11 protein-coding genes are annotated in these 14,355 nt (G+C 69.4%); 6 read left to right on the top strand and 5 right to left on the bottom strand.

Translation table 11 applies throughout. The annotated features are described in order from the left end of the window. Window positions 1–18: 18 nt before the first annotated feature. Window positions 19–1,209, bottom strand: coding sequence for an acyl-CoA dehydrogenase family protein (locus AB0B82_RS17505; protein ID WP_360168794.1), 1,191 nt, complete (start codon window positions 1,207–1,209; stop codon window positions 19–21). 107 nt (window positions 1,210–1,316) lie between these two features. Next, window positions 1,317–2,771 (bottom strand): serine/threonine-protein kinase, encoded by a 1,455-nt coding sequence (locus tag AB0B82_RS17500; RefSeq protein WP_360168791.1) that lies wholly within the window; start codon window positions 2,769–2,771, stop codon window positions 1,317–1,319. Window positions 2,772–2,913: 142 nt separating this feature from the next. Here AB0B82_RS17500 and AB0B82_RS17495 point away from each other — a divergent pair, with 142 nt between their 5' ends. Continuing rightward, window positions 2,914–3,585: a peptidylprolyl isomerase gene (locus AB0B82_RS17495; RefSeq protein ID WP_360168788.1), complete on the top strand. Its 672-nt coding sequence runs from the start codon at window positions 2,914–2,916 to the stop codon at window positions 3,583–3,585. A gap of 25 nt (window positions 3,586–3,610) precedes the next feature. Here the strand turns inward: AB0B82_RS17495 and AB0B82_RS17490 are convergent, their stop codons facing one another. Next, on the bottom strand, window positions 3,611–4,573 hold the full coding sequence (locus tag AB0B82_RS17490) for a CoA ester lyase (RefSeq protein ID WP_360168786.1): 963 nt from the start codon (window positions 4,571–4,573) through the stop codon (window positions 3,611–3,613). A 127-nt stretch (window positions 4,574–4,700) separates the two neighbouring features. On the opposite strand from AB0B82_RS17490, the gene AB0B82_RS17485 reads away from it, so the two are divergent. Then, window positions 4,701–5,228: a hypothetical protein gene (locus AB0B82_RS17485; RefSeq protein WP_360168783.1), complete on the top strand. Its 528-nt coding sequence runs from the start codon at window positions 4,701–4,703 to the stop codon at window positions 5,226–5,228. Here the strand turns inward: AB0B82_RS17485 and AB0B82_RS17480 are convergent. Both AB0B82_RS17480 and AB0B82_RS17475 read right to left on the bottom strand, forming a co-directional pair. Next, on the bottom strand, window positions 5,225–8,935 hold the full coding sequence (locus tag AB0B82_RS17480; RefSeq protein ID WP_360168780.1) for a S8 family serine peptidase: 3,711 nt from the start codon (window positions 8,933–8,935) through the stop codon (window positions 5,225–5,227). The two genes, AB0B82_RS17485 and AB0B82_RS17480, sit on opposite strands and share 4 nt — an antisense overlap. A 162-nt stretch (window positions 8,936–9,097) precedes the next feature. Next, window positions 9,098–10,066, bottom strand: coding sequence for a helix-turn-helix domain-containing protein (locus tag AB0B82_RS17475; RefSeq protein ID WP_360168777.1), 969 nt, complete (start codon window positions 10,064–10,066; stop codon window positions 9,098–9,100). A 91-nt stretch (window positions 10,067–10,157) separates the two neighbouring features. Between AB0B82_RS17475 and AB0B82_RS17470 the strand changes: the two genes are divergently transcribed. From AB0B82_RS17470 to AB0B82_RS17455, 4 genes are read left to right on the top strand one after another with little or no spacing between them, the layout of a single operon-like run. Continuing rightward, complete coding sequence (locus AB0B82_RS17470; RefSeq protein ID WP_360168774.1) at window positions 10,158–11,426, top strand: CBS domain-containing protein; 1,269 nt, start codon at window positions 10,158–10,160, stop codon at window positions 11,424–11,426. Beyond that, a complete protein-coding gene (locus AB0B82_RS17465; RefSeq protein WP_360168771.1) occupies window positions 11,416–12,015 on the top strand; it encodes a DUF1003 domain-containing protein in 600 nt (199 codons plus the stop codon). Before AB0B82_RS17470 ends, AB0B82_RS17465 begins: the two co-directional genes overlap by 11 nt. Before the next feature lie 42 nt (window positions 12,016–12,057). Further along, entirely contained in the window at window positions 12,058–12,951 is an 894-nt protein-coding gene (htpX, locus tag AB0B82_RS17460) for a zinc metalloprotease HtpX (RefSeq protein ID WP_360168768.1), read from the top strand. 4 nt (window positions 12,952–12,955) lie between these two features. Next, on the top strand, window positions 12,956–13,519 hold the full coding sequence (locus tag AB0B82_RS17455) for a hypothetical protein (RefSeq protein WP_360168765.1): 564 nt from the start codon (window positions 12,956–12,958) through the stop codon (window positions 13,517–13,519). The last annotated feature ends 836 nt before the right edge of the window (window positions 13,520–14,355 follow it).

Below are 14,355 nucleotides of genomic sequence, written 5' to 3'. Positions count from 1 at the left end.
AGCTTGCCTAGCGCACGGCTAGAGCTTGTAGTCCTCGAGCAGCCGGCGGCCGATGATCATCCGCTGGATGTCGGCGGTGCCTTCGCCGATCAGCAGCATCGGCGCCTCGCGGTACAGCCGCTCGATCTCGTACTCCTTGGAGAACCCGTACCCGCCGTGGATGCGGAAGGAGTCCTCGACGACCTGGGCGCAGTACTCGCTGGCCAGGTACTTCGCGACGCCGGCCTCGAAGTCGTTGCGCGAACCGCTGTCCTTCTTGCGGGCGGCCTTCACCATCAACTCGTGCGCGGCCTCGACCTTGACCGCCATGTCGGCCAGCCGGAACAGCACCGCCTGGTGGTCGGCGATCTTCTTGCCGAACGTCTCGCGCTGCTGCGCGTACGAGATCCCGAGCTCGAACGCGCGCCGCGCGACGCCGCAACCGCGGGCGGCGACGTTCACGCGGCCGACCTCGACGCCGTCCATCATCTGGTAGAAGCCCTTGCCGGGCACGCCGCCGAGGATCTGCTCCGCGCCGATCCGGTAGCCGTCGAAGACCAGCTCGGTGGTGTCGACACCCTTGTAGCCCATCTTCTCGATCTTGCCGGGCACCGTCAGCCCCGGCTCGACCTCACCGAAGCCGGGCTGCTTCTCGACCAGGAACGTGGTCATGTTCTTGTAGACCGAGTCCTGCCCTTCGTCGGTCTTGACCAGGACGGCGACCAGGTTCGCCGAGCCGCCGTTGGTCAGCCACATCTTCTGGCCGTTGATGGTGTAGCTGTCACCGTCGCGGGCGGCCTTGGTCGTGATCGCGGACACGTCCGAACCGCAGCCCGGCTCCGACATCGAGAAGGCGCCACGGACCTCGCCGGTCGCCATCCGCGGCAGGTACTTCTGTTTCTGCTCGTCGGTGCCGTGCTGGAGCAGCATGTACGCGACGATGAAGTGGGTGTTGATGATGCCGGACACGCTCATCCAGCCGCGGGCGATCTCCTCGACGCACAGCGCGTAGGTGAGCAGCGATTCGCCGAGGCCGCCGTACTCCTCGGGGATCATCAGCCCGAACAGGCCGAGTTCCTTGAGGCCCTCGACGATCTCGGTCGGGTACTCGTCGCGATGCTCGAGCTCGGTGGCGACCGGGAGGATCTCCGCCTCGACGAAGGCCCGGACCGTCTTCAGGATCTCTTCCTGGATGTCGGTCAGCCCGTCGGTCTGCTGCAACCTGCTCATCGTGCGTCTCCTTCGGCCGGCTTACCCGCGAGTATCGCGGTTACCAGCATCGGGGCGCGACAGTGACGCTCGCTGTGACACCGACCACCTGGCGGAGGTCGCGTGGCTCACTCGCCCCGGTCGTCGGGGCGTGGGAGCGTTTGCCCGAGGCTCGAGAACAGCGCGGCGATCTCCGGCGTCGCCTGCCAGCGATGCCGCTGCTGCGCCTGGAACAGCGTGCGCCGTGCGTCGTAGAAGTGCTTCGACGCGGACTCCAGGTCACCGTGGTCGATCGCCTGGGCAGCCTGGTCCAGGTCGCGCGCCGCCTCGCGTGGCGCCCTGCTGCGGCTGTTGTCCTGGGTCGCGCGGACCTTGGCGGCCAGCGTGCGCAGTTGGTTGACCAGAATCGCCTGCGGGTTCTGCGTCTGCTTCGGCTTGGGTTTCGGCGTCTTTTTCGGCGGCGTCGTCTTGGTGGGCGTCGGAGTCGGCTTGGGCGTCGCCGTGGTCTTCGGGGCGGTCGTGGCCTTCTGCACCGGCGCCGACGGCGTACCACCGGCCTGTGCGGCCGGCGGGTCGTTGGTCACACCCTCGCGCAGCAGCAGGAGACCGCTGATCGCGGCGAGCGTCACCGCGGCGCCGATACCGACCTTGGCGAGCGGGAACGGCCGCTTGGGCGCACGGTGCGAGCTGGCCTGCTCGTCGTCCTCCTCCCAATGGCCGATGCCCAGCGGCTCCGTAGCGAGCACCTGTGTGCTGGCAGCGCTGCTGCGACCGCCCGGGAGTGTGGGGTTGTTCAGCAGCGCGTCCACGTCAGCCGCGGACGATGGACGGTCAGCCGGGTTTTTCGCCAGCAGCTGCGTCACAAGACCAGCCAGCTCGGCCGGTACGTCGGTACGCGTCACCAGCGGCGGCGGTACGTCGAGGTGCTGCCGCATGACCGCGTCCGCGGTCGGCCCGGTGAAGGGCGGCGTACCGGTCAGAAGCTCGTGCAGCACGCAGCCGAACGCGTACCAGTCGCTCGCCGGGGTCGCCTGACCGCCGCGGATCTGCTCCGGCGACACGTACGACGCCGTACCGAGCAGGACGCCCAGACCGGTCGTCTCGCTGCCGGTGCGCTTCGCGATGCCGAAGTCGGTCATCTTGAGCGTGCCGTCCGGCGCCATCAGCAGGTTGGCGGGTTTCACGTCGCGGTGCACGATGCCGGCGCCGTGCGCGGCGTCCAGGGCACGAGCGCCCTGTCGCGCGATGTTCTCGACCATCGATGCGGTCGGCAGCCCCGACGTCCGCATCAGCTTCGCCAGATCGGGTCCCTCGACGAGCTCCATCACCAGGAACACGTGATCGCCCTCGGTGCCGACGTCGTACGTCGCGACCACGTTCGGATGCATCAATCGAGCGGCTGATTGAGCCTCGGCCCGGAACCGCTCGACCGCGTCCATCGGATCACCGTCGAGGCTGCGCAGCAGTTTCACCGCCACGTGGCGCGCGAGGACCGTGTCCTCCGCCTGCCACACCTCACCCGCACCGCCCCTGCCCAGCAGGGTCAGCAACCGGTACCGACCTGCCAGTACCTCGCCGTTCAACACATACACCTTCCGCAGCGGACCGGATCACCTTAGGCGGGATGGGCGCGCGGATCGAGTCCGGGACGTAAAGCTTGGGAAAGGCTCCGGAATGTGAGCAAAGAGCTCTGCGGAGCGCTACCGGAGTACTACCGTGTGTCGCATGAAGCGATCGATTACCGCCCTGATCGCGGCCGCGCTGGTCGCGACGACGCTGACCACGACCGCATCCACCACCGCTTGGGCCGCACCCGCCGCACCGTCGAAGCCGCGCCCGGTGGTGAAGTGCGAGTTCACCCCTACCCCGGAGAACCCGGCCGCCAAGCCGGTCCGGATCCCGTCGCCGGTCGGCCGGGCGAAGGGCACGGTCGACGTGTACTTCGTGACGAACTACGGACCGTTCGTGGTCCGGATGGACCGCGCGAACGCACCGTGCGGCGTGCACAACTTCGTGCACCTGGTGCGTAGCCGGTTCTACGACGCGACGCAGTGCTTCCGGCTGACGAACTCCGCCCGGCTCGGTGTCCTGCAGTGCGGCGACATCTACCGCCAGGAGGAGGGCGGTCCCGGGTACAAGTTCCCCGACGAGGTGACCGGTCAGGAGACCTATCCGCGCGGCACCGTTGCCTACGGCAACCAGGGCCCGGGGACCAACGGGTCGGAGTTCTTCGTCGTGCACTCGTTCGCGAACATCGCCCCGAACTACACCGTCCTCGGCCACGTGATCGCCGGCATGTCCGCCTTCGACCGGATGGTCGCGGCCGGCATCGCCGACCCCGACCAGGACGGCCCGCCGGTCAAGCCGATCCGCATTTACAAGGTCTGGGCAATCTGACCTGCCAGGCCGTTCGGCTCCGGAGTCAGTCGGCAGGCGGGACCCAGACGTCGGTGCGGGTGAGGCCGGCGGCGCGGCCCTTGGCGGAGATGACGAGCGCCATCTTGCGGCTCGCCTCGTCGATCATCTCGTCGCCGAGCATCACCGCGCCGCGGGCGCCGCCGGCGGCCGACGTGTAGTGGTCGTAGGCATCGAGGATGTTCTCGGCGTGGTCGTAGTCCTCCTGCCGCGGCGAGTAGACCTCGTTCGCGGCGGCGATCTGGTCCGGGTGCAGCACCCACTTGCCGTCGAACCCGAGCGCGGCCGAGCGGCCCGCGACGCGGCGGAAGCCGTCGACGTCCTTGATTTGCAGGTACGGCCCGTCGATCGCCTGCTTGCCGTGCGCGCGGGCGGCCATCAGGATCTGCATCAGGATGTAGTGGTAGGCGTCGCCGACGTCGTACCCGGGCGGCTGCTCGCCGACCACCAGCGACTTCATGTTGATCGACGCCATGAAATCGGCCGGGCCGAAGATGATCGTCTCGACCCGTGGTGATGCGGTCGCGATCGCATGGACGTTGGTCAGGCCGAGGGCGTTCTCGATCTGCGCCTCGATCCCGATCCGGCCCGGTTCGTACCCGTGCACCTTCTCCAACTGGGTGAGCAGCAGATCGAGCGCGACCACCTGCTCGGCGGTCTGCACCTTCGGCAGCATGATGCAGTCCAGGTTCGCGCCGGCGCCGCCGACGACCTCGATCACGTCGGCGTAGGTCCACTCGGTGGTCCAGTCGTTCACGCGGACGACGCGGAGCTTGCTGCCCCAGCCGCCCTCGTTCAGCGCGGCGACGATGTTCTTGCGGGCGTCCGGCTTGGCGATCGGTGCCACCGAGTCCTCGAGGTCCAGGAACACCTGGTCGGCGTCCAGCCCCTTTGCCTTGGTCAGGAACCGCGGGTTCGATCCCGGGGTGGCCAGGCAGGACCGCCTGCTGCGTAGCACCTGTTCCGTCATCGCTCGGACCTCCAGTCGGGTTACCCACCGGTCACCGGCAGCGTACGGCGTCCCGCGCCGCGGCTCCGGTGACCCGGCTCACTTCCCTTCCGAGTGTGTCCCGATTCACCGTGTGAGACTTGGACCTGTGAGCATCGACGAGGCTGTCGCGGAAATCGCCGGCGTGATGAAGAAGGCCGGGCTGGTCTGGCTGGCCTGGGACGGGCGCCGTCCGGTACCGGCGTGGTTCGCCACCGTCGACGGGCAGTACGTCGTCCTCGCGGACGCCGACGATGGCGCGGAGCAGCCCCTGCCCGGCCTCGCCACGGCCGGTTCGGTGGAGGTCGTCGTACCGGCCAAACCGGCGACCAACCGCCTGGCGAGCTGGAAGGCGACCGTACGGCGTCTCGAGCCCGGGTCGGACGAGTGGACGGCAGCGGCCCAGGTACTGCGGACCGAGCGACTCAACGCCTCCGACCTGGCCACGCAGCTCGACCGTTGGCGCACACAGGCGGACATTCTCGTCCTGGAGCCGACCGGCGAGATCACCGAGTCGGCCGGACGGTACGACGCCACGCCGCGGGCCGAGGCCCCGGTACCGACCGGAGCCACGACCCGCGGGAAGGCGCCGAGGACACTGCACCGTCCAGTGCGCCGACGCCCCAAGCTGAGCTAGCGGATCCCGAACGCGCGCTGGACCGTCTGCGTGACGCTGTTCCCGGCCGTGTCGCGCGCCGTCGCGCGGATGGTCGCGTACTGCGCCGACGCCGGAGCATCCAGCTTCGTGGTCCAGCCGGCACCGGACCGCTTCAGCTGGGCTTTCCGCCAGGTGACGCCGTCGTCGTACGAGACCTCCAGCGTCGCCGTACTGACCTTGCCGGTGTCGATCGCGCCTGGCAGGTGCGACGCCGTCACCGTGAGGTCAGCGTGGCGCTTCGCCCGACCGGGCAGGTCCGTCTGGATGCCGTAGTCCAACTGAAGCAGCGGAAGCGTCAGCAGCTTCGTCGGCTCCACCTGACCCGAGCTGAAGCTCCACTCGGTGTGCGTGCTCGGTGAGTACGGCCGGTTGGGCAGGGTGCGCTTCGTGTCGACGACGAGGCGGTACGGCAGCCGTTCCGGCGCGACCTCGACCGACAGCGAGTCGGTGCCCTCGCTGAGCAGCGTGGAGCCTTGGTAGAACGCCGCGGTGACAGGTGCGTTCGCCACGTCGTACACAACGCCCTGATGCGGTCCCCCGTCGCCGAAGCCGGGGAGACCGAAGACGCTGATGAGGTCGCCGACACGCGACGGCGGCGTCGACCCCGCACTGTCACTCAGCAGCCGGGGACGCTGGACCCCGCTGAACCAGGTCTCCTTGGTCGTACTGCCCGCGCGATACGACTGCGACGAGCCCTGCAGCGCCAGGTCCGGTACTGCGGCCAGGCTGATCCACTGCACCTTGGGCGACGCGGTCACGTAGACGGTGTGCTCGCCCTGCGCGGGCACCGTCGTCGACGTGCCACCTACCGCCCAGGACAGATCGGCAGACAGATCGAAGCGGATGTCCAGCGCGTCGCCCGGCTTGGTGTCGCGGAACGACTCGTCGATCCGCGCCAACTCGCGGGTGGTCGGCCGGTACGCCGGATCCTTCGGGATCGCGCCGTCGTGGTGCTGGACGAGGTCGTACAGGTAGTCCGGGTACGGGTGCGAGACGAGCTTCAGGGACTTCGGCTTCTGCGCCAGCAACTGCCGGCCCTGGTCCGTGGTGAGCGACGCCACCGGGAGGGTCGGCGCCTCCTCCTGTGGCAGGTCGGCCCACGCGTCCAGTACGCCGTACCCGTCGTTCAGGATCAGCAGCAGCTTCGCCCCGCCCTTCGCCGCGGCCGCTGCCTGTGTCGTCGGCGGTACGGCGTCGTTGCGTTGGGCAACGGCGATCTTGCCGCGCACGTTGTACTTCGCCGGGTCGGACCCGACGTACACGACCGGGAGGTTCGCCACGCCGGCGGGCAGCCTCGGCGAGAGGCTCTGGACGTCGCTGTGGAACGAACCGACCGTCAGCGCGGGCTGCTCCTGCCGCCAGCGGGTGGCGAACGTGTAGGACCCCTGCGTCACCTTGGGCGTCGGCGAGGCCCACACCGAGTCGTAGATCCACCACTCGAGCTGATACGTGTCGAAGAACCGCATCAGGTCGCCGTAGCTGCGGTACTGGTCCACCCGAAGCAGCGTGTTGTCCGAGGGCATTGGTGTGACCGCGGCGACCTTGCGGAGGCCCTTGGCGTCGAAGCTGACCGTGGTGTCCTGGGCGGCCTCGATCTCGGGCCGGCTGATCACGGCACGCCCCAACGAGTGCGTACCGTCCAGGCCGCGTACGTCGGCGTACATCCAAGCGGCGTACGTGCTCGGTCGGACGTTGATGTCCAGGCTGCCGTCGACGAGGTACACCTCGGGTACCAGGTCCCGCTTGATGTCCTTGACGACGACCACCCCGGACAACGGCGCACCGTGCTGGTCCTGCGCGCGCAGCGACAGCTTGATCCGCTGGCTCTGCTTGCTGACGCCCACTGACGTGTGAGCACGGACCACGCCGTCAGCATCCGTTGCGGTCAGCATCGAACTGTAACCGCCGTCATCGGCCGCCAGATCGAGGTGACTCACCACGCCGACGGTTGCGGTGCCCTGGGCCGGGACGGTGACCTGCGGAGTCGTCAGCGTGAACAGTCCGTCCGGAATGCCTTGGTTCTTCAGTGTCAGGTCGAGTGTCACCGGCTGAGCGCCGTTGTTGGTGTACGTGACGTCCTTCTGCACCACTCCGCTCGCCGGGTAGGGCCACTTCACCGCAGTGAAGGCAGACCCGGAGGCGTAGAGCGTGTTGCCGACAGCGGCGGCCACGTCGAGCCGGCCGGTACCTGCGGCGAACGGGCTGTACTGCACGGTGGCTTTGGTCGAGCTGACGAGCGCATCCTTCAGCTGCTGACCGGTCCAGTCCGGGTGCGCAGCAGCCAGCAGTGCAGCCGCCCCAGCCACGTGCGGCGTCGCCATCGACGTACCGTCCATCGCGACGTACGACCCCTCACCCTCCGGCGCGTACTGCGACCGCGCGGCGAGAATGCCGACGCCCGGCGCGGTCAGGTCGGGCTTGAGGCCGCTGTCCTCGATCCGCGGGCCGCGGCTGGAAAACGGGGCGAGCCGGTCGGATGCGTCCACCGCGCCGACAGTCAGCGCCGCGTCCGCCGTACCGGGCGCCGAGACGCTGAACGGCCCGGGACCGGAGTTGCCCGCGGCGATCACGAACAGCGCACCCGTCTCGGCGCTCAACGCGTTGACGGCCTGGCTGAGCGGGTCCGTCCCGTCGGTCGGGCCGGAGCCGAGGCTCATGCTGATCACCTTGGCGTGCTGGTCACGGGCGGCCCACTCCATACCGGCGAGAATCCACGAGTCCTGGCCGCTGCCGTCGTCGTTCAGCACCTTACCGATGTGCAGACCGGCTCCCGGAGCGACGCCCCGCTCCTTGCCGCCGGACGCGGCGCCAGTGCCGGCGATCGTCGACGCGACGTGCGTCCCGTGACCGTTGCGGTCGGTGACCTCCTGGCCGGGGACGAAGCTCTGCGACGCGACAATGCGGCCGCCGAAGTCCGGGTGCGCTGCGTCGATGCCGGTGTCGAGGACGGCGACGTCGACGCCTTGGCCGGTGTTGCCGCCCTGCCAGACCTGCGGCGCACCGATCTGGGATGTGGAGTCCGCCAGGGTCGCCTTGGCCTTGCCGTCCAGCCAGATCTTCACGATCCCGCTGTGCGTGGCGGTGGTGCGGCCGGTGGTGCTGCCGGTGAACGACGACCAGAACGAGGCTGCCTGGTCATGATCCGCGGCCATCGCGGCGCCCTTGACGCTGGTCAGGGCCCGCGTCTGGCGAGCACCCGCGGGCGGGACCTGCTTGCGTCCCGGGGCGTAAGACACGATCAGGGGCGTGCTGTCGCTGTGCTCGTCGTCGTACCCGTCGGCGATCAGCCCGGTGACGTTGAACAGACGCTTGTCGAGGACGCCGGACGCGATGTAGGGCAGGGCGGCGTCCGGGTACACGTACAGGTCGTTGCCGACCGCCATGATGTGCGCACCGGCCGGGCGACCGTTGGGCTTGCGCACGGTGGCGGCCGGGCGGCCGGCGACTGCGGTCACGCTGACCTTGTCGCCGGTGATCAGCGTGACAGTGCGCGGCGCCGTACCGGGCCGGACCGCCGGCGCAGACACACCAAGCTGGGCGGACGCACCAAGCTGGGCGGACGCACCAAGCGGGCCGGACGCGCCGGGCTGCGCGGACGCACCGGCCTGCGGTGCTGTCGCCGCGGCCAGCGCCAGCGCGGCCGCTCCGAGAGCGGTCAGCCCACGGCGAAGGAAGGGGAAGGACACGGAAGCTCCAAGTTCAGGGGAGGTCCAACGATGTCCGCATTACATGCGGCTCCCCTGCCCCGCTGCCACGGATCTGCCTGGCGCAAAGCGGTCACGGCCAATCCGGCCATGTCAACCGGCCAGTCAACCAAAGGACCGCGCCAGGGACCCGACACGCAGCCGTCAGAGCCAGCCGCGGTCGCGGGCGTGCCAGCCGAGCTGGAGGCGGGATCGGGAGTGGGTCTGTTCCATCAGCTGCTGCACACGCCGCGCCACCGTGCGGCGACTGATGCCGAGGCGGGCGCCGGCCGCGTCATCGGTCAGTCCGGCGACCAGCAGCGACAGGAGGTGCCGGTCCTCGGCCGACATCGCCTCGTCCGGCTGTAGTTCGTCCGACTCGGTGACCGACAGCGGACTGGCCCGGTTCCACACCGTCTCGAACAGCGCGACGAGTGCGTCCAGGAGGCTGCACGGATGCACCAGCAGCGCGGCGTCCTGTGCGGGCGTCGCCCAATCGAGCGGTAGTAGTGCCAGCTCGCGATCCGCAATCGCCAGCTTCGTCGGGAGCTCGTCTGCGATCCGGGCCTGCTCCCCCGCCCGTACATGGCTGACCGCGCTGGCCGCCAGCACCGCATCGCCCAGTGCGGAGCTGTCGTACACGACGCGGTAGGTCACACCGTCCCCCTGCCGCGCCAGCTGCGTACTGTTCACTTCGGCCGAGGCGACGTACGGCGGGGCGACCAGCTCACGCATCTCGCTCCGGGCCGTCCGCTGGACCAGGTCGAACGCCATGGCCACCGCTGTCTGACCGGTGACGATCTCGACGAGCTCCTCGGTCCGCCGCGCACCACTCTGCCTGGTTGCCTCGGCCGCGAGCCGGTACGCCGCTTTGCGGATCCGGTCGACCTCCTGCTCGTGCCGGTGGATCAGCTGCTCGACCGCGAGCTCCGGTGGCACCGGGACGATCAGGTCGGCCGGCGGCGGCGTACGGTGCACGAAACCCTCACCGAGGAGCACGTCCACCGAACGCTGGACCTCCGGCAGCGGACGGCCCAGACGGGCGGCCAGATCCGCCGCCGATCCGGCGCCCCGGCGGATCAGCTCCAGGTACGTCGCCTCCTCGTCGGCCCCGAGCCCGGCTGATCCCAGCATGCCCACCCCCACGTCGAATGTCGCCCCGCGCGGAAGCAGTCTACGAAGCGTCCTCAGCCGGGACGCCTGCTCGGCGGGTTAGCCTTCGACCATGAGCGGATCACCGTCGCGGGTCTACGTCGCTCGTTTGGCGGGCCTGCCGGTGTACGACCCCAACGGGGACCAGGTCGGCAAGGTCCGGGACGTGGTGGCCATGATGCGTCCTGGCGACCAGCCGCCGCGCGTGCTCGGGCTGGTCGTCGAGGTGTTCACCCGGCGCCGGATCTTCCTGCCGATGACCCGGGTGACCTCGGTCGACGTCGGCCACGTCACCACCACCGGACTGCTCAACATGCGCCGGTTCGAACAGCGGCCGACCGAGGTCCTGGTGCTGGGCGAGCTGCTCGACCGGACCGTCACGATCGCGGACACCGGCGCCACCGCCGTGGTGTTCGACATGGCGATGGAGAAGTGGCGGACCCGGGACTGGCTGCTGACCAAGGTGGCGGTCCGTGAGGGGTCGAAACGCTTCCGGCGGCGCGGACAGACCCATGTACTCGACTGGGGCGACGTCAGCGGCTTCACGCAGGTCGAAGAGGGACAGGGCGCCACCCACATCCTGGCCGCGTTCGAGTCGATGCGGGCCGCGGACCTGGCCGGCGTACTGCACGACCTGTCGGCCAAGCGACGCAAGGAGATCGCGACCGCGCTGGACGACGAGCGGCTGGCCGACGTGCTGGAGGAGCTGCCCGAGGACATCCAGGTCGAGATCCTCGACGGCCTGGGCACCGAGCGCGCCGCCGACGTCCTGGAGGAGATGTCCCCGGACGACGCGGCCGACCTGATTGCCGAGCTGCCGACCGAGACCGCCGAGCACCTGCTGACGCTGATGGAGCCGGAAGAGGCCGAGGACGTACGGCGCCTGCTCACCTACGAGGAGCGCACCGCGGGCGGTCTGATGACGTCGGAGCCGGTCATCCTGCCGGTGGACGCCACAGTGGCCGATGCGCTCGCCCAGGTCCGGCAGGCCGAGCTGAGCCCTGCCCTGGCGGCGATGGTGTACGTGTGCCGGCCACCGCTCGAGACGCCGACCGGGCGGTTCATCGGCATCGCCCACATCCAGCGGCTGCTGCGCGAGCCGCCGTCCGAGCTGGTGTCAGCCGCGCTGGACACCGACCTGGACGGACTGCGTCCGGACGACAGCCTGCACACCGTCAGCAAGTACCTGGCCACCTACAACCTGGTGGCCGCGCCTGTCCTCGACGACGAGGGCCGGCTGCTCGGCGCGGTGACGGTGGACGACGTGCTCGACCACCTGCTGCCGGACGACTGGCGTGAACAGGATTCCGATCGGCAGGAGGTGGACCACGATGCCCCGTGACGACCGCACCATCGACGACCGTCGCCCGCGCGGAAGTATCACCGAGGAACGCCGGCGGACCACCGAGGAACGCCGCCGGACGTCGGACGAGCGCCGGGTGTACCGCGGCAGCGCGCGGCTCGACGTACCGCGGGACTGGCGGCGGACGTTCGTGCCGCGGCCGGTGTACGACGCGGACGCGTTCGGGCGGCTGTCCGAGCGGATCGCGCGGTTCCTCGGCACCGGGCAGTTCCTGGTCTACATGACCGCGACGATTCTGTTCTGGGTCGGCTGGAACATCTTCGCGCCGCAGCAGCTGCGCTTCGACGAGTACCCGTTCATCTTCCTCACGCTGGCGCTCAGCCTGCAGGCGTCGTACGCCGCACCGCTCATCCTGCTCGCCCAGAACCGCCAGGAGGCCCGCGACCGGGTGCAGTACGAGCGCGACCGCGACGTGGATGCCCGGACCCGCGCGGACATGGAGTTCCTGGCCCGCGAGATGGCGTCGCTGCGGATGGCCGTCGGCGAGGTCGCTACCCGGGACTTCCTGCGCTCCGAGCTCCGCTCCCTGCTCGCCGACCTGGACACACGCACCGACGACCGGGTTTGACCGCGAGCTACGCTCAAAGTCAGGTGAGAGAAGGACGTGGGGATGAAGACTCGATTCGCTCCTGACCGCGGGCTGTCCAGCCGGATGCTGATCACCAGCTTCCTGCTCGGGCTGCTGTACGTCGGATTCGTGGCGTTGCTGATCGCGTTGACCAAGAGCGCCGTGCTGGCCGTGGTGATCGCGGGCGGTGCGCTCTTCGTGCAGTACTGGTTCTCCGACCGGATCGCTCTGTACGCGATGCACGGCCGGATCGTCACACCCGAAGAGGCGCCGCAACTGCACGGCGCGATCGACCGGCTGTGTGCGCTCGCTGACATGCCGAAGCCGCGGGTGGCGATCGCCGACGTCGACATGCCGAACGCGTTCGCCACCGGCCGCAACCCGAAGAACGCGGTCGTCTGCGTGACCACCGGCATCATGCGGCGCCTGGACGACGACGAGCTCGAGGGCGTGCTGTCGCACGAGCTGTCGCACGTCGCGCACCGGGACGTCGCGGTGATGACGATCGCGTCGTTCCTCGGCGTACTGGCCGGTCTGATCACCCGCTTCGGGCTGTACGGCGGCCTCAGCCGCAACCGCGACCAGAACGCCGCCCTCGTCGTCCTGACCGTTGTCGCGGTGTCGATCATCGTTTACGCGATCTCGTTCCTGCTGACCCGCGCGCTGTCGCGCTACCGCGAACTGGCCGCCGACCGGGCCGGGGCGATGCTCACCGGCAGACCGTCCACCCTGGCGTCGGCGTTGACCAAGATCAGCGGGGACATCGCGCGGATCCCGTCGCGCGACCTGCGCGAGGCGCAGGCGTTCAACGCCTTCTTCTTCGCACCGGCGCTGTCCGGCCAGAGCGTGGCGTCGCTGTTCTCGACCCACCCCTCGCTCGAGACACGCCTGGACCGCCTCGGCGCGCTGTCCCGCCAGCTGGGCGAGCAAGCTTAGACCTATGGGCCTTCTCGACATCCTGCTCGGGCGCAGCAAGGCTGTGCCGCCGAACCTCGACCAGCTGTTCTCCCTTCCGTCGGCCGCGATCACCTTGGAGACCGCGGCCGGCTTCCGCCCGACGGGCAGCGGGTCGGTCTGCTTCAAGACGGCCGAGGGCGGCGGCTTCACCGCGCTGCGCGAGGAGGTCGACAAGCTGCTCGCGCTGGACAACGGCAAGTTCACCAGTACGACGGACTCGTACGGCTTCACCTGGCTGGTCCGGGAAACCGCACCGGACGACCTGGAGACCCTGGTCACCGACCTGCACGCTGTCAACACCTCGCTGGTCGACGCCGGCTTCGGCGGCGCGCTGCTGTGCACGCTGGTCGCCTTCACCAACGGCAGCCAGTCCTTGGGGCTGGTGTACCTGTACAAGCGCGGCTCCTGGTACCCGTTCGTCCCCGCCGGCCCGAACCGCCGCGACAACGCCCGCGAACTCCAGATCAAGTCGATCGTCGGCGCCGACCTGAACTTCGAGTCCGACCTCTCCCGCTGGTTCCCGATCTACGGCGCCCCCGGCCTGTAACCACAGAGCGGCCCGCCAGCCCCGCGCCCACGCCAACCCAGCACCCGGTCCCGCGGATGCCCACCCCAAAACGAGGCATCGTCGGGTCTTCTGGCTGACGCGCGGGTTGGGCCCTGCCGGAGCTGCGGTGATCGGTAGCCGGGGTGAGGCATAGCCGGGTCGATGTCGCATGGCCGGGTCGATGTGGTTTGGCCGGGGTGATGAGGCGCGCGGGCAATGAGGGCGCACGGGCGATGGGGCGAAGGTGGTGCGCGGGTGACGGTGGCGCGGCAACGACGGGTCGCGGGGTTGTTGGAGCGGCATCTGTGGAGGGTTTTCTCCGCATCGCGGGCAGAAATCCTCCATCGTCGCGCGGAAAACTCTCCTAGATGATTGATGCACGGCCCGAAGGTGTGCACGCTCGACAGTTCGTGTGGTGCGGGGCGGGTGTGTACGGTGCCTGGTTCACGCTCGGCTGTGGCCTCTGGCACGGGAGACGTCCTGTCGACCTGACACGCGCCACACGCCACACGCCCGAGCCTCCCGAGTCGCGGTGGGTCGGCTGCATGACTTCTACGCAAGGGGGGGACATCCCCTCGCGTTGAGGGTTGTCTGCCGGTATACGAGCCGACAACCCCCAACACGAGAGGTCATCCGGCTCTTGTGACCGATCCGTGGGTGGGTCTGGGTGACCGAGTCAGCGCCCGGACTGGCCGACCGCGCGCGTCCCCGCACGCCCGCGTCCCCGCACGCCCGCTCCCCGCACGGTGGGTTCACCCACGGTGTTGTGGGTTCCTGACCCGTGTGAAGGGTACGGAACCCACAACACGATGGGTGAACCCACCGTGTTGTGGAAA

Origin of the sequence: Kribbella sp. NPDC048915 (assembly GCF_040649595.1) — a bacterium.
Lineage (GTDB): Bacteria > Actinomycetota > Actinomycetes > Propionibacteriales > Kribbellaceae > Kribbella.
The sequence above is the reverse complement of the archived record's forward strand: the minus strand, read 5'-3'. Positions and strand labels throughout refer to the sequence as shown.

What these genes read in the sequence shown, in the direction of transcription:
- AB0B82_RS17505 (WP_360168794.1), bottom strand. Translation starts at nt 1,209, where the DNA reads ATGAGCAGGTTGCAGCAGACCGACGGGCTGACCGACATCCAGGAAGAG.
- AB0B82_RS17475 (WP_360168777.1), bottom strand. Translation starts at nt 10,066, where the DNA reads ATGCTGGGATCAGCCGGGCTCGGGGCCGACGAGGAGGCGACGTACCTG.
- AB0B82_RS17490 (WP_360168786.1), bottom strand. Translation starts at nt 4,573, where the DNA reads ATGACGGAACAGGTGCTACGCAGCAGGCGGTCCTGCCTGGCCACCCCG.
- AB0B82_RS17455 (WP_360168765.1), top strand. Translation starts at nt 12,956, where the DNA reads ATGGGCCTTCTCGACATCCTGCTCGGGCGCAGCAAGGCTGTGCCGCCG.
- AB0B82_RS17465 (WP_360168771.1), top strand. Translation starts at nt 11,416, where the DNA reads ATGCCCCGTGACGACCGCACCATCGACGACCGTCGCCCGCGCGGAAGT.
- htpX (WP_360168768.1), top strand. Translation starts at nt 12,058, where the DNA reads ATGAAGACTCGATTCGCTCCTGACCGCGGGCTGTCCAGCCGGATGCTG.
- AB0B82_RS17470 (WP_360168774.1), top strand. Translation starts at nt 10,158, where the DNA reads ATGAGCGGATCACCGTCGCGGGTCTACGTCGCTCGTTTGGCGGGCCTG.
- AB0B82_RS17495 (WP_360168788.1), top strand. Translation starts at nt 2,914, where the DNA reads ATGAAGCGATCGATTACCGCCCTGATCGCGGCCGCGCTGGTCGCGACG.